Annotated in this window: 21 protein-coding genes; 15 read left to right on the plus strand and 6 right to left on the minus strand. The window is 47.9% G+C overall.

Annotated elements, in window-relative coordinates:
* Nucleotides 1–10: 10 nt before the first annotated feature.
* The gene (locus LQ567_RS08045) at nucleotides 11–700 is read right to left on the minus strand and encodes a GDSL-type esterase/lipase family protein (protein WP_231003961.1); all 690 of its coding nucleotides are present in this window, start codon (nucleotides 698–700) and stop codon (nucleotides 11–13) included.
* A 140-nt stretch (nucleotides 701–840) separates the two neighbouring features.
* Between LQ567_RS08045 and LQ567_RS08050 the strand changes: the two genes are divergently transcribed.
* Complete coding sequence (locus LQ567_RS08050) at nucleotides 841–1,713, plus strand: AraC family transcriptional regulator (RefSeq protein ID WP_231003963.1); 873 nt, start codon at nucleotides 841–843, stop codon at nucleotides 1,711–1,713.
* A 154-nt stretch (nucleotides 1,714–1,867) separates the two neighbouring features.
* Here the strand turns inward: LQ567_RS08050 and LQ567_RS08055 are convergent, their stop codons facing one another.
* Complete coding sequence (locus tag LQ567_RS08055; protein WP_231003966.1) at nucleotides 1,868–3,232, minus strand: hypothetical protein; 1,365 nt, start codon at nucleotides 3,230–3,232, stop codon at nucleotides 1,868–1,870.
* A gap of 242 nt (nucleotides 3,233–3,474) precedes the next feature.
* On the opposite strand from LQ567_RS08055, the gene LQ567_RS08060 reads away from it, so the two are divergent.
* From LQ567_RS08060 to LQ567_RS08115, 12 genes are all read left to right on the plus strand, one after another.
* A complete protein-coding gene (locus tag LQ567_RS08060) occupies nucleotides 3,475–4,689 on the plus strand; it encodes an iron-containing alcohol dehydrogenase (protein WP_231003968.1) in 1,215 nt (404 codons plus the stop codon).
* Nucleotides 4,690–5,058: 369 nt separating this feature from the next.
* Entirely contained in the window at nucleotides 5,059–6,618 is a 1,560-nt protein-coding gene (rny, locus tag LQ567_RS08065; protein WP_231003970.1) for a ribonuclease Y, read from the plus strand.
* Between the two features lie 169 nt (nucleotides 6,619–6,787).
* Nucleotides 6,788–7,423 carry an outer membrane beta-barrel protein gene (locus LQ567_RS08070; protein ID WP_231003971.1) on the plus strand — a complete coding sequence of 212 codons (636 nt, stop codon included), beginning with the start codon at nucleotides 6,788–6,790 and terminating at the stop codon, nucleotides 7,421–7,423.
* 16 nt (nucleotides 7,424–7,439) lie between these two features.
* Entirely contained in the window at nucleotides 7,440–7,598 is a 159-nt protein-coding gene (locus LQ567_RS08075) for a hypothetical protein (RefSeq protein WP_231003974.1), read from the plus strand.
* Nucleotides 7,599–7,645: 47 nt separating this feature from the next.
* Nucleotides 7,646–8,878: a multidrug effflux MFS transporter gene (locus LQ567_RS08080; RefSeq protein ID WP_231003977.1), complete on the plus strand. Its 1,233-nt coding sequence runs from the start codon at nucleotides 7,646–7,648 to the stop codon at nucleotides 8,876–8,878.
* Between the two features lie 100 nt (nucleotides 8,879–8,978).
* Entirely contained in the window at nucleotides 8,979–9,362 is a 384-nt protein-coding gene (gene rplS, locus LQ567_RS08085) for a 50S ribosomal protein L19 (RefSeq protein ID WP_231003981.1), read from the plus strand.
* Nucleotides 9,363–9,630: 268 nt separating this feature from the next.
* The gene (locus LQ567_RS08090; RefSeq protein ID WP_231003983.1) at nucleotides 9,631–9,858 is read left to right on the plus strand and encodes a Sec-independent protein translocase subunit TatA/TatB; all 228 of its coding nucleotides are present in this window, start codon (nucleotides 9,631–9,633) and stop codon (nucleotides 9,856–9,858) included.
* 46 nt (nucleotides 9,859–9,904) lie between these two features.
* Entirely contained in the window at nucleotides 9,905–11,329 is a 1,425-nt protein-coding gene (gene gatA / locus LQ567_RS08095; RefSeq protein WP_231003985.1) for an Asp-tRNA(Asn)/Glu-tRNA(Gln) amidotransferase subunit GatA, read from the plus strand.
* Between the two features lie 75 nt (nucleotides 11,330–11,404).
* On the plus strand, nucleotides 11,405–12,448 hold the full coding sequence (locus LQ567_RS08100; protein WP_231003987.1) for a lytic transglycosylase domain-containing protein: 1,044 nt from the start codon (nucleotides 11,405–11,407) through the stop codon (nucleotides 12,446–12,448).
* Nucleotides 12,449–12,690: 242 nt separating this feature from the next.
* The gene (locus LQ567_RS08105; protein WP_231003989.1) at nucleotides 12,691–15,528 is read left to right on the plus strand and encodes a M16 family metallopeptidase; all 2,838 of its coding nucleotides are present in this window, start codon (nucleotides 12,691–12,693) and stop codon (nucleotides 15,526–15,528) included.
* Between the two features lie 182 nt (nucleotides 15,529–15,710).
* Entirely contained in the window at nucleotides 15,711–16,340 is a 630-nt protein-coding gene (locus tag LQ567_RS08110; protein WP_231003991.1) for an ABC transporter ATP-binding protein, read from the plus strand.
* Nucleotides 16,337–17,458, plus strand: coding sequence for a hypothetical protein (locus LQ567_RS08115; RefSeq protein WP_231003993.1), 1,122 nt, complete (start codon nucleotides 16,337–16,339; stop codon nucleotides 17,456–17,458). Before LQ567_RS08110 ends, LQ567_RS08115 begins: the two co-directional genes overlap by 4 nt.
* A gap of 70 nt (nucleotides 17,459–17,528) precedes the next feature.
* Here the strand turns inward: LQ567_RS08115 and LQ567_RS08120 are convergent, their stop codons facing one another.
* Nucleotides 17,529–18,050: a lipocalin-like domain-containing protein gene (locus LQ567_RS08120; RefSeq protein WP_231003995.1), complete on the minus strand. Its 522-nt coding sequence runs from the start codon at nucleotides 18,048–18,050 to the stop codon at nucleotides 17,529–17,531.
* A gap of 141 nt (nucleotides 18,051–18,191) precedes the next feature.
* Between LQ567_RS08120 and LQ567_RS08125 the strand changes: the two genes are divergently transcribed.
* Together LQ567_RS08125 and LQ567_RS08130 are read left to right on the plus strand one after the other, a co-directional pair.
* The gene (locus tag LQ567_RS08125) at nucleotides 18,192–18,521 is read left to right on the plus strand and encodes a hypothetical protein (protein ID WP_231003997.1); all 330 of its coding nucleotides are present in this window, start codon (nucleotides 18,192–18,194) and stop codon (nucleotides 18,519–18,521) included.
* Nucleotides 18,522–18,532: 11 nt separating this feature from the next.
* A complete protein-coding gene (locus tag LQ567_RS08130) occupies nucleotides 18,533–19,207 on the plus strand; it encodes a response regulator transcription factor (protein WP_231003999.1) in 675 nt (224 codons plus the stop codon).
* A 93-nt stretch (nucleotides 19,208–19,300) separates the two neighbouring features.
* On the opposite strand, the gene LQ567_RS08135 is transcribed toward LQ567_RS08130, so the two are convergent.
* The 3 genes from LQ567_RS08135 to LQ567_RS08145 form a co-directional block, all read right to left on the minus strand.
* Nucleotides 19,301–20,548: an anthranilate synthase component I family protein gene (locus LQ567_RS08135; RefSeq protein ID WP_231004001.1), complete on the minus strand. Its 1,248-nt coding sequence runs from the start codon at nucleotides 20,546–20,548 to the stop codon at nucleotides 19,301–19,303.
* An 83-nt stretch (nucleotides 20,549–20,631) separates the two neighbouring features.
* Nucleotides 20,632–21,057, minus strand: a complete 426-nt coding sequence (locus LQ567_RS08140) for a hypothetical protein (protein ID WP_231004003.1) — start codon at nucleotides 21,055–21,057, stop codon at nucleotides 20,632–20,634.
* 85 nt (nucleotides 21,058–21,142) lie between these two features.
* Nucleotides 21,143–22,405 carry an adenylosuccinate synthase gene (locus LQ567_RS08145; RefSeq protein ID WP_231004005.1) on the minus strand — a complete coding sequence of 421 codons (1,263 nt, stop codon included), beginning with the start codon at nucleotides 22,403–22,405 and terminating at the stop codon, nucleotides 21,143–21,145.

The following is a 22,405-nucleotide window of genomic DNA, read 5'->3' on the forward strand; positions in this document are numbered from 1 at the left end:
ATGGTTATGTTCAATCATCCAGATAATGCCGTTCTCTTAGCAGCCGGATCCAACGGTCGTATCCCTTCTTGGTAATATGTACACCATCAAAGGTCAGTTCTTTTATCAGCTGGCCGGTTCCATCATCAAAAACGGCATGCAGATCTACCAGGGTAGCCCCGGATGCTGCAGCGATCTTCCGGAGTCCTTCGTTTACGACCCGGATATGTGCTTCTTTATGATAGTGCGCGGCGAGTTTTTTGAAAGAGCTGTTGGTAGGCAACAGGGTTTGCAGGAAGATCTTTGTGCGGGGCGACCGTTCCCGGATACGTGTTACCATCCGCTGCTGGTTGCCGATCACAATGCTGTCCGGGATCCCGCGGGCGATATCATTAATGCCGATCAGTATAAAGATCTTTGCAGGTTTCCCGTCCAGGATGCCGTCCAGCCGTTCCAGCACGCCGTTGGTAATATCTCCCGGGATACCCCTGTTCCTGATCTGCGGCTGTCCCAGCGTTTGATTAAACAACCCCCAGAAGGTAATACTATTTCCCAGGAACACGATATCAGACGAATCTGTTTTCTCGGAACGATACAGATCATTTAACAGCGGATAGATCTCCGGACGGTACGTTGTGTCCCAGCTAAGCTCCTGGCTATAAGCGCTGTACCCCAACAAAAGCAGTAACAAAAAAGACCCGGTTCTAAAATTCTTCCGCATTGTCAAAAGTAGCAGACCCCGCAGGCATTACATAGTATTATATGATCGACTACCGATACTTTTTTTCATCAGATAAATTCAACTGGTACTATTTTACTTAAATTTATAATAGAATAATATCAGTCTTAATTTTTTCATTTATGAAAGCGATTGAACAACGTCTGCCTCAGGATTATGACAAATCATTTATTGTATTTCGGGAAAGTGGCCAGTTTTTTCCCTGCCCCTGGCACTACCACCCGGAGTACGAGCTGGTACTCATCACCAGCAGCACGGGTCGCCGCATGGTAGGTGACCATATTGGGTATTTTGACAAGGAGGACCTGGTTTTTATGGGTCCCGGTCTTCAGCATGTATGGCTCAACGATGATACCTATGTTAAGGGGGAAGCCGAAGAAGAGGCCGATGGGATCGTGATCCAGTTTGTAGAAAAATTCCTTGGAGAAAAATTCCTGGAGATCCCCGAAATGGAACGGCTGAAAAAGATGTTTCAGCTGGCCGCTCATGGAATGGTGATCCAGGGCGATACCCGCGACCAGATCAATACCATTATGAAGCAAATGCCGGAGATGACCGGACTGGAACGGCTGTCCGCACTCTTTAATATTTTTCATCTGCTGGCCAATACCAGAGAATATGAATTACTGGCCAGCCCGGGATATGTACAAAAGGGATGCTGGAACGGATCCGACCGGTCTGCAAAGATCACCGAGTACATCATGCGCAATTTTGACAGCGATATTTCGCTGCCGGAAATCGCTGCCCGGTCCAATATGGCCATCACTACTTTCTGCAACTTTTTCAAAGAAAATTACCGGACCACATTTGTGGAATACCTCAATACGGTAAGGGTGGGATATGCCTGTAAACTCATTGCCGAAAAAAATAAAAATGTAGTGGAAATCGCTTATGAGTGCGGGTTTAAGAACCTGGCCAATTTTAACCGGCAGTTCAAGAAGATCAAAAAAATGACACCCACCGATTACCGCAGAACGGTGGATGCTACGGCTTAGCACACAGCTGGCTTCCTTGTTTAGTAATGGCCGTTTCCATAACACCGGCTTCGTGCCCTATCAATACTCACTGGTGTAATAAAGTTGTCCTGCTGTAGTTGATGGTTAGTCGGGACGATATTGCTTACCTTTCAAACGTCATACAGCAGGCTTTCTATAAACCAGCGAGCAATTGCTTCATTTGGGCCCTTACCTCCGGCTCTGCGCCGGCCTCCAGTTTGCTGGTGCGGCAACGCCAGGTTTCATAGCCTCCCGCTTCCATTTCATGCGGAGGAGGTACATAGCCGATATTTCCGTTTGCCAGGCAAATGGTAAAATACGGAGCATCCTTCAGCTGTTCTTTTAACCATAACCCGGTTTCTGCAAAAAGCTCCCCGGGAAATGTTCCGATCCTTCCGGCACCGATGCGGATTCCCTGAATATGGACCGGACAACGGTCGGGCCCTGCTGCTAAAAACAATTGTTCCCGCGCATAAATCTGTTTGACAGTTTCTGTATTCGTACGGGTATCCGGTTCAAATGCAACATCATTCAGCCATTGCTGCGCTGTTGCAAGTTCCGCAGCTGCCGGTTTACGTACGGCACATTCAAATACAGTGGTTTCTACTGAGAGGGCAGCCGATGCATCCCACTGCAATTGAGGCACAAGAGCAACGATCTGTTTGGCCAGTGTGGCACCGATCAGCCTGCTTTTTTCAAACGGCTCGCCGGGATACCGGTGCGGGTCTAAAAAATCCCAGATATTGATATTGCCGCTGGTACCGTTTGACATGAGGGCCACGAAGCGGTCATCGGCGCCCAGCATTTCCTTCAGCGAACGGGCAAAATATCCGAAATAGTCGGCGGATATTACCGTTCTTGGAAAATCACCTACATAATGCAGGGAGTAATTGGCCAGGACGCCCAGCCAGGCCCCGTCCAACGAACGTAGGGCCATAAAAGCCAGTTCCGGATCCGGTTCACCGGCCCGCTCAAGGATCTGGTCTTCCTGTCCGAAAGGATTGGTCACCACCGTATCCGTACCTTTTTCAAAAGGATCAAAAGGCCGGAAGTCTTTTTTCATACGATACCGCCGGCAAACCACATGCTCCGGAATGCTGGCCGATCCGTAAGCAACCATACAGGGCGTCAATTGTTCACAAGCCTTCGTTACCACCTGCACCAGTGCCGTAGCCAGGGAAGCGCAATACGCCGTATCTATCTCCGATAAAAAAATACCGGTAACGGATCCTCCGGAATGCACATGTGTGGCTGCGATGAGCTGGTACTGCACCGGTATACCGGTTGCTGCTTCAATCTGCTGCTTTACGGGATTCAGAAATTCATAAGTGAGCGAGCAGATATCCACCATCACCAGCGCAAAACGGGTATTGCCCGATTGCAATACGATTGCCTTGGCATAAAGCGGATCTTCGACCGACTGTGCGTGGTGCGAAAAAAAATCCCCGTTAATTATGGAACCCACCGGCGGAGTAATCTCTGTTATTGCCGTACCGGCCGATAGCATCTTTTCGTTCATTATTTAATTTAAACACCGTGATATCTAATAAGCAGGCAGGTAGCGGATCTTCCGTATCCGGTCTGCAATAAAGACCGGTAAAAGCAGTACTATTTTTCTACGCAATCATAATACAATCTTACAGTAGCACCTGCCCTCAAACCGCTTTTTATAATTTTACACCAGTCATTATTTTCCCCTTTCAATAGCGACTAAGATAATTGAATTTAAGTGGTGATTCAAAAAAAATATTATACCTTTTTATGGCAGCTTTTTTTAACGAAACGATACTCCGATCCCCTGCAGGGGCCACCATCATAAAGCCGGTTCCCCATACTGCAATCGGATGGGATGCCATTGCACAATTATCCGGCCTGTTGCAACAACTGGGCGGGGGACCGGTCCTGATCATTGCCGATCCGGCGCTGGTTTCGCTTGACATCATTCGTCCGGTACTGGACATCCTGGCGGCGCAACAGACCCCGTATACCATCTACAGCGATCTGATACCCGAACCTACGGTAGCAACCGGTCAGCACGCGATCGACTTTGGCAGGAACGGCAATTTTAACCTGGTCATCGGGTTCGGAGGCGGCAGCGCACTGGACATGGCCAAGCTGGTGGCGGTATTTGCGCATAATGCCGGGCCCGTAAGCGACTATCTCAACCTTTCCGGCACCAAAAAGATTGAACAGCGCGGACTCCCCAAAATCCTGATCCCCACAACCTCCGGTACCGGGGCCGAAGTAACGAACATTTCGGTACTGGCGCTGGAACGGACCAAAGACGTGGTGGTGCACGATTACCTGCTGGCCGATGCAGCCATCGTAGATCCCGCTTTTACCATGTCGGTTCCGCCAAGAGTTACTGCCGCTACCGGTGCCGATGCCCTTACCCACGCCATCGAAGCGTTCCTTTCGGTAAATGCCACTTCTTATTCCGACGGACTGGCATTGCACGCCATCCGCCTGATCGGAAGTTCGCTGCAGCAGGCCGTTGCAGACGGCAGTAACCGGGAAGCCCGTGCGGCCATGGCCTATGGCAGTTACCTTGCCGGCATGGCGTTTTTTAATGCCGGCGTAGGCGCTATACATGCCCTGGCCTATCCGCTGGGCGGACAATTTCATCTGGCGCACGGCGAATCCAACGCGGTGCTGATCCCATATGTGCTGGGATACATCCTTCCGTCCTGTACTGAGCGGCTTGCCGTAGTTTACGAAGCGTTGGGACATAGTGCTGAAGGGCTGCGCATCCCTGAAGCCGCTGAAAAATGCATTGATGCCCTGGCGGCATTAACAGCAGCCGTCCGCATTCCCAAAACCCTGGGCGGGTTTCAGATCCCCGAATCAGCCGCCGCCGCCCTGGCCGCCGACGGAATCCTTCAGAAGCGCCTCCTGGCCCGCTGCCCGATGGATCTTTCAGAGCAGCAGATCCATGAAATTTATGCCCGCGCATTTACCGGCGTATACCGGCATTGACCGACACTTTTAATCTCAAGATACAAAACTGCCTACCAACCAAACAGACCACCACAGGTATGCGCTCTAAAACCCAGTCTTCCGTGCAAGTCTGTGAAATCTATGCGTACATTCAGCCTGAGCATATGTACGCACCTTACCATTGAGTTTCGCCGGCGCTCTTTACAGCCGGCTGCCAGCCCCTTTCAGCTGTGTTATAAGCACCTCATTTCGAAGGATATAATTTAGTTCACCTAAAGATGTATTTTTTTGATGCTGCTTTTGTATCTTCGCCGCTATGCCTTTCCGGTTAAATAAAACAACGGTTTGGTATTATATTTTAATGAATTATCGAATCTTTTTCTGAAAAGAAAAATAAAATGAAATTTAATGGATCCTTTAATAATTGTTTACATTCTCGGCGGCCTCGTGCTGGGCATTATCGCCGGTAAATTGATCTTTGCAAAAAATACACAGCAGAAAATTGAAGAAGCGGAGTTACATTCCAAAAACATCCTCAAAGAAGCAGAATTAAAAGCCGAAACCATCCGGAAGGAAAAAGAGCTGGAAGCCAAAGAACGTTTTGTTTCTTTAAAAGCCACACATGAAAAAGAAGTGACCGAGCGCAACCGGAAACTGGCTGAATCCGAAAACCGCATCAAACAAAAGGAGCAATCCCTGAGCCAGAAGGAAATCAATGCCGACAAGCAGATCAAGGAAAACGACGCCATCAAAGAAAACCTGAACCGCCAGATTGAGTTGGTGAATAAAAAACGGACCGAACTGGAGAAACACCAGGAAGAGCATATCCGCCGCCTGGAAAAAATTGCCGGTCTCTCCGCCGAGGAAGCCAAAAGCCAGTTGGTAGAAAGCCTGAAGAATGAGGCCCAAACACAGGCCATCGGCATCCAGCAGGAAATTATTGATGAAGCCAAACAAAAGGCCAATAAAGAAGCCCGCAAAATCATTATACAAACCATACAGCGTACCGCTGCCGAACAGGCGATTGAAAACTCGATCACTGTTTTCAACCTGGAAAGCGACGAGGTAAAAGGCCAGATCATTGGTCGTGAGGGACGGAATATCCGCGCCCTTGAAGCCGCTACCGGTGTGGATCTGATTGTGGATGACACCCCGGAAGCCATCCTGCTTTCCTGCTTTGACCCGCTGCGCCGCGAAATTGCACGGCTGAGCTTACAGCGCCTGGTTACCGACGGACGGATCCATCCGGCACGTATCGAAGAAGTAGTGGAAAAGACCCGCAAACAGATCGAAGAGCAGGTAATGGAGATTGGAGAACGTACTGTGATCGACCTCGGTATTCATGGGTTACATAAAGAACTGGTACGGATGGTAGGCCGTATGCGCTACCGTTCCTCTTACGGACAAAACCTGCTGATGCACAGCCGGGAAACCGCCAACCTTTGCGCCATCATGGCTTCGGAGCTGGGACTGAATCCCAAACTGGCTAAACGCGCCGGGTTATTACACGATATCGGTAAAGTTCCGGATGAAGAATCGGAACTGAGCCATGCGCTGCTGGGTGCAAAACTGGCAGAAAAATATGGAGAAAACCCCGCTGTGGTGAACGCTATTGCCGCACACCACGACGAAACGGAAATGCAATACGTGATCTCCCCCATCGTACAGGCCTGCGACGCCATCAGTGGTGCCCGCCCCGGAGCACGCCGCGAGATCATGCAGCAATACCTGCAGCGGATCAAGGACCTGGAGAACCTGGCCACCAGCTATCAGGGCGTGGAAAAAGCCTATGCCATCCAGGCAGGCCGTGAGCTGCGTGTAATTGTAGAATCAGATAAAGTTTCCGACCAGGACAGTGATAAGCTCTCTTTTGAAATTGCCCAGAAGATCCAGACAGAAATGACCTTCCCCGGCCAGATTAAGGTAACCGTGATCCGGGAAAAAAGAGCGGTGAATGTAGCCCGGTAATACAGTTTCCAACTATAAAAACGTTAAAAGTCTTTACAATATGTAAAGACTTTTTTATTTACATTTCATTCTGATAATCATTCGTTAAAGACATTTTTCACACCTACTGTTTCCCTATTTTTGGATCCTTATTCAAAATTGACTTTTTAACCTTCAAAAAACTGAATTTATGAAGACAAAACTACTTACGGTAGCCCTGATGACATGTGCTTATTTTTATTCGAATGCCCAGGTTGAAAAAGGATCCACGCTTTTGGGCGGACAGCTTGGTTTTACAACACAAGGTGACACGTCCAGTAAAAAAAACACCAACGGGCAGATCGCCATCCGGGCAGGCAAAGCGTATAAAGAAAATCGCGTATTTGGCATTAACCTGGGGTATGCCGGCACTAAGAATGAAATGAACTCCAATGGGAGTGAGCAAAAAAACACAAGCTTCACTGCAGGTATTTTTAACCGGTGTTATAAAGAGCTGGGACATGATTTCTACTTTTTCGGTGAAGCAGGCCTCGGTTATTCCTACGGAAAAACAACGGTGAAGGAAGACCTGCCATCGTCTAAAAGAAAAATCAACCAAACCTCATCCTCAATAGGACTGGGAGTTACGCCGGGGATCGCATACCGGGTATTGGATCACCTGCATATGGAGCTCCTCATTCCCTCATTGCTAGCGGTGAATTATAGTAACAACAAAGTAGATTTTGACGGAACCCAGCAGTTTAAAACGAACACATTCAGCTTTAACACGGCCTTCAGCAGGAACCCGCTGGAATCTTTAGGTATTGGATTCAGCTTTATTTTTTAATTAAAAGGCGTTTATAATGATGAAAAAAACAGTTGGGATCCTGATGGCGTTGGCCGGTACTTCCGGCGCAGCTTTTTCGCAAACTGAGAAAGGCTCTTTTTTAACCCGGTTCTCAGTTGGCAGCAATAAGGCTACGCTCAATTGGCGGCAACATAAATACCAGTATAAAGGGTAATTTAACCAGTCAATCCATAACCTTACCCGTACCTTTGCTCCTGATTTATGAAGGAGCAAAGGTTTATTCGTTTACTGATACTGGGTTTGTTATCCGCTATCGGTCCGTTTTCCATCGACATGTACCTCCCGGGTTTCCCGGATATTGCAAAAGACCTGCATACCAATGTGAGCAAGGTTTCGCTTACCCTTTCCGGTTTTTTCATCGGCATTTCGATCGGGCAGCTGCTCTATGGACCGTTGCTGGATAAATACGGGCGCAAAAAGCCGCTGTATATCGGCATGGCCTTATATATTGTAGCGTCCTTTGGTTGTGCCATGGCCAGTTCCATTGAAATGCTCATTGCGCTGCGGTTTTTCCAGGCCATCGGCGGTTGTGTGGGCATGGTGGCATCGCGGGCTATTGTGAGGGATCTTTTTGATGTACGCGAAAACGCCAAAATATTCTCCCTGCTGATGCTGGTGGTGGGCGTATCGCCGATCATCGCTCCAACAGCAGGCGGATACCTGGCCGCAGCCTTTGGATGGCAGGCCATTTTCATCGTACTGGGCATCATCGGTACGGTAATCCTTACCATGGTGATTTTCCTGTTGCCCGAGTCAAAAAAGCCCGATCCGGATTATTCCCTCTACCCGAGGTCGATCCTTGGAAAATTTGGAGCCGTATTCCGGGAGCAGCAATTTGTTACCTACGCCTTTGCCGGATCCTTTACAGCGGCCGGCCTCTATGCTTATATTGCAGGCTCGCCCCATGTATTTATGGAGCTTTTTGGGGTGAGTGAAAAAGTGTATGGCTGGATCTTTACCATTGTAGCTGCGGGGCTGGTAGCAGCTACGCAGATCAACGCCCGCATCCTGCGCAAATATCCCAGCGAGTACATCATTCCCAGGGCCATCAGTTTCCAAACCCTGGCCGGGGTATTGTTGCTCACAGGATTTGCGTTGAACTGGTGGGGACTGTACAGCAGCATCGCACTCTGTTGTATGTTCCTGGCCTGCCAGGGTTTTACCTTTCCGAATGCCTCCGCCCTGGCCATCGCTCCTTTTGCACAAAATGCCGGAAGTGCTTCTGCCCTCCTGGGCTGCATCCAGATGGCCGTAGGCGCTTTCAGTACGGTAATGGTGAGTGTATTTCATAATGAAACCGCAGTGCCCATGGGCGGGATCATGGCATTGTGCGCCTTTACCGCGCTCTGCATCCTGCTTTTTGGCAGACGGGCAACCCGGAAGCGTAAGGAACCGGTCGAATCCCAAACAATTGATATGCTCAAGCGCCTGTAAACGGCTTCAGCAGCAATATCCGTTCTTTTTTTTTGGAAATTATTAATTTCCTTGCTACCTTTGCATCCCGATATTTAAATCGGACTAAAAATTTAGAGTTATGAGCAGCGCTATAGACTTTGTACACGAACAACTGACCCCCAAAAAGACGTTCCCCGCTTTTAAAGCAGGCGATAACATTACCGTTAATTACAAAATTATTGAGGGTAACAAAGAGCGGATCCAGTCTTTTAAAGGAGACGTTATTAAAAAACAGGGTAACGGAAGCACTGCTACTTTTACTGTTCGGAAGATCTCTGACGGTATCGGAGTAGAAAGATTGTTCCCCTTTACTTCTCCCAACATCGAATCGATCGTTTTGAACAAAGTGGGCCAGGTGCGCCGTGCAAAACTGTTCTATCAAAGAGAGCGTTTTGGTAAAAGTGCCCGTATCCGTGAAAAACGTATGGCTGTTGCCGACGTTAAAAAAGCGGCAAAAGCGTAAACAATACCGTTATACAATATTCAGGATCCCGCTTTTTGCGGGATTTTTTTTTGCCGGCTGCTGCTTTCCAAGCCCCTCTTCCGCAAGATCTTGTACGTTGTCCGTTTACACCGGATCCGCTCCTCTGATAAAAAATATCAAAATTATTCTGCCCTTTTTAAAACAATTGCATTTTTTTGACGTAATAATCTTTGTAATCTTCAATCTTATATTTAATCGTTCAGATTACGATACAAACCGTATATTTGAACACTAATTTTTACTGATCATGGCAAATTTTCAATTATTGGGTGCTTTGGGAACCAACGAAATCATTATTATAATGGTGATTGTGCTGTTGTTATTCGGAGGCCGTAAAATTCCTGAATTGATGAGAGGTTTGGGTAAAGGAGTACGCGAATTCAATGACGCAAAAGACAATGTGAAGCGGGAGATCGAAGAGAGCGCCAATACGATTTCTTCTGAGCCTAAAAGAACTTCACCTACCCAGGAATAAGACCTTTTTTTAATATTTTCCTTCTGACTACAAAAGCGATTTTCTTTTGCAGGACTTTATTTCTATTGCCCGGTACCAAACGCAACTGCAAAATGGTGAAACCACCTGCAGGAATGCCGTTGAAACTTACCTGAAAAAGATTGAAGAAAGCAAACAACTCAATGCCTTTATTGAGGTGTATGCTGCTGAGGCGCTGCAGCGCGCATCCGAACTGGACGAGCTGCCCGCTCCTCATGGAAAGCTGCATGGGGTTGTAGTAGCCATTAAGGATGTTATCTGCCATAAAGGACATACCGTAACCGCCGCATCCAGGATACTGGAAGGGTTTACTTCCGTATTCTCCGCAACGGCGGTAGAGCGGCTTTTAGCTGAAGGCGCCATTATCATCGGCAGGGTCAACTGCGATGAATTTGCAATGGGCTCCACCAACGAAAATTCTGCCTACGGAAAGGTATTGAACGCTGCAGACCAAAGCCGTATTCCCGGTGGTTCATCGGGAGGGTCGGCAGTAGCCGTACAGGCCGGGCTCTGCATGGTGTCGCTGGGCAGTGATACGGGCGGTTCCGTTCGGCAACCGGCCGATTTTTGCGGTATCATCGGGCTAAAGCCCACCTATGGCCGTGTATCGCGCTACGGGCTTATCGCCTATGCGTCTTCTTTTGACCAGATCGGCGTTTTTGCCAAAACCATCCCCGATACGGCATTGGTGCTGGAAGTGATCTCCGGTGCGGATGCATACGATAGTACCGTATCCCAACAACCGGTTCCAGCCTATTCCCAACAGCTCGAAAAAGACCGCCGGTATAAAATTGCCTATTTCCCGGAAGCCCTGGAACATGAAAGCCTGGATCCGGAGATCGCCCGTGCGATCAAAGATCAGTTGCACCAGTGGGAAGCCCAGGGGCATGCCGTAGCACCGGTGCATTTCGACCTGCTGGATTATATTGTTCCTACCTATTATGTGCTTACCACGGCCGAAGCCTCTTCGAACCTTTCCAGGTTTGATGGTGTAAAATATGGATACCGGTCGGCGGCCGATAATCATACCGAACTCGACGATTTTTACAAAAGGAATCGCTCAGAAGGATTTGGAAAGGAAGTAAAAAGAAGGATCCTGCTGGGTAACTTCGTTTTAAGTTCCGGCTATTATGATGCATACTTTACCCAGGCTCAGAAAGTACGGCGCATTTTAACAAATAATTTACAATTGATTTTCAAGGAGTTCGATTTTATTTGTTTACCCACTGCGCCCTCGGTAGCCTTCAAAATCGGTGAAAAATCGAAGGATCCGATTGCCATGTATATTGCTGATATCTACACCGTTATGGCCAATCTTACAGGAGTACCGGCCATCTCGCTTCCTATGTTTACCCATCCAACCCACCAGATGCCTTTTGGCGTCCAGTTAATGGCAGCACCCTTTAATGAATTATCTTTGCTGTCTTTTAGCAACAATAATTTAGCTTCATAATCGTTATCTTAAAGCTTACACTCCAAACTGCGTTTTTTATAAAAGTTCTATTATTAAAACACGACAGAAAAAATAATGAGCAGAAATAAGTTAACTGTTTTTATCGGCAGTTCAATCATGTCGCTTTGTGCCCTTACGTCGGCGCATGCCCAGTTGAGCCCCGTAAAAGAAACCGCAGCGGTGCCCGCAGCGCCTGTTGAGCAATTGGTAAAAGCCGATCCCAAGGCCGGGTTTAAAGACCTGTTTGAAAATACCGAGCTCAAAGCAGCCAGCTTTAAAGGCATTAAAACGGAACACCTCAACCCCAAGGCTATCAGTTTTGTGAAAGATTATATCGACCGCAATGCAAGAGAATTAAACGAGCTGAAGACCTGGGCACGTCCGTATTTCGATATGATGGACGATGTATTATCGCAAAGCGGAATCCCCAAAGAATTAAAATACCTGGCGGTGATTGAATCGCATCTGCGGGCCAACCTGGTATCCTGGGCTGGAGCTGTAGGTCCCTGGCAGTTTATGCCGGAAACCGCGCGCGGGCTGGGACTGAATGTTTCCCGTGGCCGGGATGAGCGTACCGATTACCTGAAAAGTACAAGGGCTGCCAGCAAATACCTGAATTATCTCTTTAATCTTTATAAGGACTGGTTGCTGGTAGTAGCCGCTTATAACTGCGGGCCGGGCCGTGTTAATTCCGCCATCAATAAAGCTGGGAGCAACGACTTCTGGGATCTTCAATACTACCTGCCTGCCGAAAGCAGAAACCATGTAAAGAAGTTCATAGCCACCCATTACATTATGGAAGGTCAGGGCGGTGTAACCACCGTTTCCAGAGATCAGGCATTGGCCATGATGAAAACCGTAAAGGATGAGGTTACCCAGCAAAATGTAAAGGTACAAACCATCAGCGGGCGCTATAATGCAACCGCCATTGCCAAATACCTGGAGATGTCGCTTGCGGATTTCAACAAGCTTAATCCCAGTCTTGACAAAGTACTCGCTTCCAACAGCACCTATCAGTTGAAACTTCCCGAAGAAAAAGTAGACCTGTTCCTGCAGAAGAAGAATGAGATGCTGAACGAGTCCATTCAGATGCTGATCAACCCGGAGTACCGGAACTAAGGTTTCAGATATGAGATTTGAGATTTGAGATTTAAATTTAGAATTTCATCCAGATGTCTGCCACAGGATCCTCCTGTGGTTTTTTTTGTTTAACAGGTCCCCCTGTATTTTGTTTTTACCGCAGAACTTGTTTAATTTTAGAAAGGCTCCTCAAACAGATGCCGGTGATCCCTGCCGGCGTCCTGTGATCAACAGCCATTGTAAAGGAACCTACATTCAAAAAGTAAAAATTTTTCATGCTTATGAAACAACTGTTTCTGCTCCTGGCAACCATATGTTGCACTCATCTTAGTTATTCCCAGGCCCGGTTGATGGAAAAAGTAACCGCAAAGGACAACGACGTGGTGATCCCCTTTAGCCGTTATCAACTTCCCAACGGGCTTACGCTGATCGTTCATGAAGATCATAGCGATCCCCTGGTGCATGTAGACGTTACCTACCATGTAGGATCCGCCAGGGAAGAGATCGGCAAATCCGGCTTTGCGCATTTCTTTGAACACATGATGTTTCAGGGCTCGGATAACGTGGCCGATGAGCAGCACTTTAAGATCATCACCGAAGCCGGCGGAACACTGAACGGTACCACCAACCGCGACCGGACCAATTATTTTGAAACCGTGCCCAAAAACCAGCTGGAAAAAATGTTGTGGCTGGAGGCAGACCGTATGGGCTTTTTACTGGATGCGGTAACGCAACAGAAATTCGAGGTGCAACGTGCCACCGTAAAAAATGAGAGAGGCCAGAACTATGACAACCAGCCCTATGGTCTTGTTTTTGAAAACTCCAGTAAAAACCTCTATCCTTACGGCCATCCCTATTCCTGGCTTACGATCGGCTATATCGAAGACCTGAACCGCGGCAATGTAAACGATCTTAAGAATTTCTTTTTACGCTGGTATGGCCCTAATAACGCTGTACTTACTGTTGGTGGTGATGTAGCTGCTGCAGATGTGGTAAAGATGGTTGAAAAATATTTTGGCAGCATTCCGGCCGGACCGGCCGTAAAGAATATGGGGCCGATGGTACCTGCCCTGGACAAGGACCGGTATGTTACCATGGTGGATCAATATGCCAAATTACCGCGGCTGCAGATCGTATACCCGGCTCCTGAAATGTATACAAAAGAAGAAGCCGCACTCGACTGCCTGGCCGAGATCATCGGGCAGGGCAACAATTCCCTCCTTTATCAGAAGCTGGTAAAAACCCAGCAGGCCCTGGGTGCCGGCGCTTATAATATGGGCTCGGAGTTGTCGAGTGAATTTACCATCAGTCTTACTCCGGCCAAGGGCAAGTCGCTGAAAGAAATGGATGCGGCCGTAAAACAGGTATTTGCCGATTTTGAACAACGAGGTGTTACCCAGGCGGATGTTGATAAATTCAAATCGGGGATCGAATCCCAAACGATTTACGGACTCGAATCGGTGAGCGGAAAGGTTTCCCGCCTGGCGGCCTTTTATACATTTACCGGTAATGCCAACTTCATCACCAGGTACCTGGAAAATTACCGTTCCATTACCCCCCAGGCAGTGATGGACGCCTATAACAAATACATCAAAGGAAAAGGTTCCGTACGCCTGAGTGTAGCTACGAAGGACGATCCGGATAATATTGCTGGCAATTCTAAATATGAAATCGATAAAAGCGGCTACAGCGCTCCCGATTATGGTTATGCAGGCCTCACCTATACAAAAGCAAAAGATAATTTCGACCGGAGCAAAATGCCTCCTGCAGGAAATGACCTGGCAGTAGCAGCACCCGCATTCTGGAAAGAAAAAAAGAACGGCATTCACTATATCGGCAGCCCGTTAAAGGAAATACCGGTAGTAAATATTATGATCGGCATCAAAGGCGGAAGGCTGGCAGAACCGGCTGAAAAAAGCGGACTGGCCGCATTATTTGCCGCATTGATGAATGAAGACACAAAGACCCGCTCGGCGGAAGATTTCAGCAAAGAACTCGATCTGCTGGGCAGTTCCATATCTGTAAGCGCGGCTACCGACGCCACCAATATTGTAGTGCGGAGTCTTGAAAAGAATCTGGATCAAACCCTGGCGTTGCTGGAAGAGCGTATCCTGCAACCGAAGTTTACAGAAGCGGCATTCAACCGGATCAGGAATCAATATATGGAAGGTTATAAAAACAACCTTACCCGGCCCGCAAGTGTAGCCACGTCGGTCTATAACAAGTTGCTATTTGGCAACAGCGCTTTTGGCAGGAATACTTCCGGCACCGATCAAACGCTTGCCGGCATTACCCTGGCAGATGTTGAAAATTTCTATGCTCATTGTTTCTCCGCCGCAGATGCGGAAGTAATCGTGATTGGTGATCTGTCTAAGCAGGAGATCGAAAATAAAACCGCCTTCCTTGCAAAACTTCCTAAAACAGCACCGGCCATAAAACAGCTGCCCGATTTCAAACCCGGCCCTGCGGTAAATGGCAAGCCCATTCTTTATATCGTTGATTTTCCAAAATCGGCCCAAACGGAATTCCGGATCGGGAACCGTACCGGTATGCGGTTTGATGGTACCGGCGATTATTACAAATCCGGCATCATGAATTATCCGCTGGGCGGTGTGTTCAACAGCCGGCTCAATCTTTACCTTCGGGAGGATAAAGGCTGGACCTACGGCGCCGGGGCTTATTTCAGCGGCAGCAAATACACCGGTTCTTATACGTTCTATTCCGGTATTAAAGCTGCCGCCACGGATAGTGCCCTGCACGATGTACTGCGCATTATTACCGAATATCGCGATAAAGGTGCCACACAAGAGGAACTGGATTTTACCAAGAGTGCCAAATTGCAAAGTGAGGCCCGTAAATATGAAACCGGTTATCAGAAAGCCTATTACCTGAGTGACATTTTAGAATACAACCTCCCTGATGATATTGCAGTAAAACAAACCGGTATCCTGAAAAATTTTAAACGGGAAGAGCTGAACCGCCTGGCGAAGACAAAGCTTTCCGATCCGCGGAACCTGGTGATCCTGCTGGTAGGTGATCAAACGTTGTTGAGTGCTAAAACCAGGGAACAGTTCCAGGTTGTTCTGCTGGATAAAGAAGGCAACCCGGTTCAGCAATAGTCTTTTTTATAGCAGCGGAAATGGCTAACGGCTGGCGGGTAAGCAGATAAGGGATGTTACATAGGCGTCCTTCCTACCCGCCCTCCGGTTGCCTTACCGCACAACCTTTGCCGTTTTATAGCTCCGTTAACAAAACAGCAAACCGCAATGAGCTATCTTAGGCCTTATTAAATAACCACTGTATGCTGGAGATCACATCTGTTACCAAACGGTATAACCGTCAGTTGATCCTCAACATTCCATCACTCCGGCTTCCAAAGGGTATTTACTGGCTGAAAGGAGAAAACGGCTCGGGCAAAACCACCTTTTTAAAAATGACGGCGGCGCTGATCCCGTTTGACGGCAGCATCTCGGTGGGTGGCATTTCACAAACAAACGCTCCTCTTCTTTACCGGCAGCGGATCAGTTGGGCGGAGGCCGAACCTTTGTATCCCGGCTTTTTAACCGGCCAAGAGTTGATTACGCTTTACCGGAAGATCCGGAAATCTCCCCCGGAAGAAAGTGCTGCGCTGATACGCTTGTTTGGCGCTGCTTCCTACATACATAACCCGGTAGCCACCTATTCGGCCGGCATGCTCAAAAAGCTTTCGCTGATCCTTGCATTTACCGGCGTTTCAAAACTGGACCTCCTCTTGCTGGATGAGCCCTTTATTACCCTGGATGCGCCGGCCTGCAACCAACTGGTACAACTACTGCTGGACCAACAGCAGCAGGGCCGCTCGTTTATATTAAGCTCCCACCAGGATCCCGGCCCGGACCTGCTGCCGTTCTGCAGGGAACTCATGGTTGACAACAAAACGATCCGCTATTGAGCCCCTTGTTCCGCATATTTTACCAATCTTTTGTAAAGCCCTTTTACAGGGAAAATGCGGGCACTTTTGTATTTGTATTTACCATGTTCTTTTTTGTAGTGGGCACCGTAGATGGTGCGGGGCTCTTTAAATATCATTATGGACTGATAAAAGCCCTGCTGGGCATTCCTGCGTTCCTGGTGATCGCAATCCTGTTGTGGGGGTTTTATGCACGCAAATGTGCCGTGTTTATCACCCAGCTGCTACAGCAGCCCCCGTACCGGTTCTTTTCTGTTTTCAGAAATCTGCCCCGGAGGCTCCAGTATACACTTTTCGCCATTACGGATTTCATCCTGCTGCTGCCGCTGACCTTCTACCTGGTACTGGTCATTACCGAGGGGTTTTATCTGCAGCGCGTTACCGCAACAATAATTGTGTTAATCCTGCTCGTCGCATGTGGCACCCTGCTTCCAGCATGGCATGTATACGTATTAAATAACCCTGAAAGAAGCCGCTTTTTTTTAAAGGGATTCAAAGGTCCTGCGGCCAACCCCATGCTGTTTTATTCCGGCATCCTTATCCGCGCTGTTCAGCAAACACAAAAGCTTGCCTGGTTGGGTATCAAGCTGTATACCTGTACCGTTTTGTACTTTACAAGCGCAAATAACCAGCTGGCACCGGACGATCTGCAGCTCACGTTTCTGCTCTTCAGTTTTGGCATCCTGGCTAATGGCGTATTTATCAACCGGCTTCGCAGGTATGAAGAGCAATATCTTTCATTTTACCGGAGCCTTCCGGTGTCTGTTGCAAAACGGTTTATAACCTATGCCTTATACTGCTGGGTGCTGGTGCTTCCGGAACTGGTATTGTTATTTTTTCTTTCGGGACGGTATCTGAACAGCCGCACTGCATTTTTCTTTGGCACTTATGCATTTTCTGCCGTTCTCCTGCTCCTGGGCATCAGCTTTGTAAAACAGGTAACCGTTAAACCCCTGGCAGCCATCCTGCTCCTGTTGTTCTTTACAGGATATTTTATCATGATGGCTTCCGGCATCGGCCTTATCAGCCTGGTATTCTTTCCCGGTGCAGTGATCCTTTTTCTGACCCGGTATTATCGATCGGAAGCGATTGTGTCCTGAGCAAAATCGCCAGGCAGCCGCATAGCCCGGAAGTATCCTTAAACTCTTTTAGAAAAACAGGATGCCGTAGTTAATGGATCAATACGATTTCACTCACATAAACAGCACCTTCATCTATGTAGGTTTCTCTCATTTTGAGCCGGTTCGCTGTAAGTTCCACGATCGTATAGGTAACTGCGTCTGCCCCTGTTCCTATAATAATGCCGGTCTTATTACCCGTAAATTCCCATTTGTCCGTTGTTAGCTGAGCACCCGGATCATCACCTCCGCACACCGTTTTGGGATCCATGATCACATCTCCGTTCGCTTTAAACAGGGTTGCATCATCTTTCTCACAGCTTGATAAGACAACCGGTGCGCCGCTTTCGCCTTTGGCATCAGCCGGATCTATCCCCCAGGTCCAGGTATCCAGTTTCCATTGACCTGCAGTCAGCAGCGTTGCCGCATCTTTCTCCGTTCCGTTATCGGCTACCTGTGTATCCTTCTTGCTGCAAGCCATAAATAACAGCATCAGGAACAAGCCCGTCGTAAAATAAAAAAAGCGTGCACAGTTACCGGCACGCCAAAGCAGCGTCGTTTGTAATTGTCTCATAATAAACCCATTGGGCGTCAATAATACAGTGTGGTTGCTAATGTAAAAGTAGTATGCGGTTATGCGCTTGGCAATACCCACAAGTAGTATTTTTTAAAATCGCAGTTAAGTGTTAGCTTTGATACGTAGAAAAAAATCGCAATGTTTACGCGTAAAGATGATCACCAGCCCTCTACCAGGATCAACCTCTATGCCTGGGAAAGGCGCGGACCCACTGCAAATGATGAAGGTGTTTCTGTTACCGGAAACCGTATGCAATGTTCCGCGGTTGCGCCTGGTATTTTCCGGATTATGCAGCAGCTGATTATGCCTTTCAGTGTACAGCCAGCAACAGAAAGTGGCTGTATTGACATCGATTTCCGGAGCCCTGGTATAATTCCGGTATCGCAAATGACAACAAAGATTGATATAACAGTGCCTCCGGCAGAAGGTGTTCCGTACCTGATCATCCCCTATTATTTGGAAAACTAGTTTTAGCAGCAATGACGACTGACCGTATTTACAATTATGTGATCATAGAAGATAATCCTGTAATGCAAAAAGGATTAGCTTATATTTTGAGACGATTTGATAACCTGGTCTTAAAGGGGCAGTATTATAATATTGAAAGTGCCCGGGAACCCCTCACGAAAATTCAACCCGATCTGATCCTGCTGGATATTATTTTAACCGGCCTGAACGGGGATAAGGGTTGTGCCCAGTTGAAAAAAGACCTGTTTAAAACGCCCAAAATAATCGCGTATACCAATGCTTCTTTCAACAAAAAAGAGCTGATCAAAATGGGCTTTGACGGCTACGTGCATAAAAACGAACCCGTTGATACCCTTATCTCAGTGATCAGCGATGTGCTTGATGGCACGTCTAGCTTTGAAGCTTCTAAAGATACGGTTGCAACAAAAGAGCACTACTCCTATAATGAATCAAAGGCTCCGAGAGAGTTCCAGATCATGGCAATGGCGGTAATGGGGAAAACCAATAAAGAGATCGGAGATCAGCTGCATATCAGTATTGAAACTGTTAAAAAAAGCCGTCAGAATTTTAAAACAAAAGCAAACCTGCGGGATAAAAGTATGTACGGGATCCGGGAGTACCTGGAGAAGGAACATGGGTACCGCTTCGGAGAAAATGGTTTTGTAAAAACCGATGAAAATGACTAGCCCAAACGGTTCCGCGATGTGAATACTTGGAATACCGTAACCGGCCAAGCCCCGGATACGGCTCTTTGAAAAGAGCCGCGCCATGTCTACACGTTAAAGCCCCTGACGCCCTCCCAGCACGGCTTCAATGGCTTTTGCCTTTAACAGGCACTCTTCCCACTCCAGCTCCGGTTCGCTGTAAATAGTGATCCCTGATCCTACTTTATAAGAGAGATGGCCCGATTGCGCGTTATACATCAAACTCCGGATCACCACATTGAAATCAAAATCACCGTTGGGCTGTATGTATCCCAATGCGCCGGAGAAGATACCCCGCGCATTTTTTTCATACTGCTCGATCAGTTGCATCACCCGGATCTTGGGCGCGCCGGTCATAGACCCCATAGGGAATGTTGCTTTTAAAATACGAGACATCGAAACCGGCTCATCCACCATTCCAGAAACGGTTGAAATCATCTGGTGCACCTGCGCAAAGCTGTAAATCCCAAACAATTCATCAACCTGCACCGATCCTTCACGGCAGATCCGCGACAGATCGTTCCGCACCAGGTCCACCACCATTACATTCTCCGCCCGGTCCTTGCTGCTGTTGGCCAGCTGCCGGCGTTCCGCATCCAGGCTGGCAGTATCTGTGCCCGTTCTTGAAAGGGTACCTTTTATGGGCTGACTGATCAGCCGCTGGCCCGTCTTTCTTAAAAACCGTTCGGGGCTTGCACAAATCAGCCATTGATCATCTACCCGGTAAAGTCCGGAAAACGGATTGGGTGAATGCCCTGCAAGTTGATGGTACACATCAAAAGGGTCCATTTGAGCGGCCTCCGAAAAAAATTCTACACAATAATTGATTTCATAACAATCGCCACGGTGAATATGCGCCTGCAGTTGCCGGATCGTTTCGAGGTAGGCGTCTTTGCTAACCCGGCAGCGCACGGGCTGCTGCAACAGTAAAGGTGCAGCCTGTACCACCGGTTCCCGCAGCAGTTCATGATACAAATGCTCGGGATTTTCCCCTTCAATATAAAGCCGGTCTTCTTTTACATAAAGCAGCCATTCGGGCTCAAAGAAAAAGCCTTCGGGAAACCCAACCGCATCTGCCCTTCCGGACCAGCGCTGTCCGGCACCGGTTTCCAGTTCATAGTTCCAATGCCCCAGCAGCCATGTGTTCTTTTTCTTCAAAAAATCTTCAAAAACATCCAAAGCTTCTGTGCCTGTAAGCACCACCTTGCGTCTTACACCCGCACCAGCCAGAAAATCAAACTGCTGGTCCGGAAAACCACAGGAGTCCAGAAAACAAAAGGTGTTAAACCGTCTTAACCAGTTTAACACCTTTGTCTTTATCAAGACAGCGTCATTTAAAGGAAAACTTTGGCCTGCTGTTCGTTCACTACCCAATGTCTCTTATTAAAAACGGTCCTGTTTGATTTCTATCTGAAATCGTCGTCGTCATCAAAATCATCATCATTGTTACCGAACAGATCGTCAAACTCCTCGTCCGGTTTAAATTCCTCTTCGTCTTCCTCGTAGGATTTTTTTGCCTTGCCTCCGCCACCGGATTTCGATTTCGATTTTGGAATGTCAAATTCTTCAAAATCCTTATCCCAGTCTTCGTCCTCTTCTACTTTATCCCACTCGTCATCATCCTCATCAAAGTCTTCCTCATCATCGTCCTCACTCTGTGAAGCCTTTCCCTTTTTTCCCTTTGCAGGCGTTTCCTCTTCATCTTCATAAAGATCGTCCTCTTCATCCAGCTCCTCGTTCTTTTTCTTCGATTTGGAGGATGCTTTTTCCGCAGGTTCGTTTCCTGCATTTGTCTTCTTGTCTGTTCCTGTTGACTTATTTGATTTTGCCATAACCTAATAAAATCTGGTAAATGAAAATGTAAATTTTAATCGAAGTTTTTAATTCTCCAAATTTTTTAAACTGATTTTTTTTGAATTAAATTTTGATCAATTGTTCCCGCTCGGGGCCGTTGGAAATGTACTTTACAGGTACTCCCAGATAGTTATCGATAAAGCGGATATAGTGCTGCATTTTTTCCGGCAGGGTATCGTAAGAGGATGCACGGGAAATATCGGTATGCCATCCGTCAAAGGCTTCAAATACCGGCTGGTAGGATGCCAGGTCCAGCCGCAGGGGCACTTGCCGGATCTCTTTGCCTTCCAGGGAGTAAGCGCTGCAAACCTCCAGCTTTTCAAAATGATCCAGCACATCCGCCTTGGTCATCACCAGCTGGGTAACGCCATTGATCATACAGGCAAAATCCAGGGCCACCAGGTCGATCCAACCGCAGCGTCTCGGCCGGCCGGTAACGGCTCCGTATTCTTTACCAATATCCCGCAGGCGCTGACCGTCTTCATTGTCCAGCTCGGAGGGAAACGGCCCACTTCCCACACGCGTACAATAGGCCTTGGTGATACCGATCACTTCTTTAATATGTTGTGGTGCCACACCCAGCCCGCTGCATACGCCGGCAGAGATCGTATTGGAAGAGGTCACAAACGGGAAGGTTCCAAAATCCACATCCAGCATACTGCCCTGTGCGCCTTCCGCCAGCACTTTTTTCCCTTCCTTCAGCAATTTGTTAATAAAGTATTCACCGTTAACGATATTGAGTGTTTTCAGGAACTCAATTGCACGGAAGAAATCCTCCTCGTCCTGGCTGATGTCTTCATCAAAACCGTAAGACTTGAGCATCACATAATGCTTTTCCTTCAGTGCCTCGTACATGTTTTTAAAGTCGGGGTTCAGGATATCGCCCACCCGCAGTGCATTCCGGCCGGTTTTATCCATATACGCCGGGCTGATCCCTTTTAAGGTAGATCCGATTTTGCTATGGCCCTTTGCAAGCTCCGATGCTTTATCCAGCGCCCGGTGCGTGGGGATGATCAGGTTCGTCCGTTCAGCTACATAAAGATTTTTCTTCAGGTCTCCTTCAAACTTTGTCAGCTGTTCGCATTCCTTTTCCAACGAGATGGGATCCAGCACCACCCCGTTCCCGATAAGGTTGATCTTTCCTTCATTGAAAATTCCTGAAGGGATCTGGCGCAGCACCAGCTTTTCTCCGTTCCGGTAAAGGGTATGCCCCGCATTAGGACCACCCTGAAAACGCGCTACCACGTCATAGTCTTTTGCAAAAAAGTCTACAATCTTGCCTTTGCCTTCGTCGCCCCATTGCAGACCCAGAATAACATCTATCAT

The sequence above is a fragment of the Niabella pedocola genome (assembly GCF_021044425.1).
GTDB lineage: Bacteria > Bacteroidota > Bacteroidia > Chitinophagales > Chitinophagaceae > Niabella > Niabella pedocola.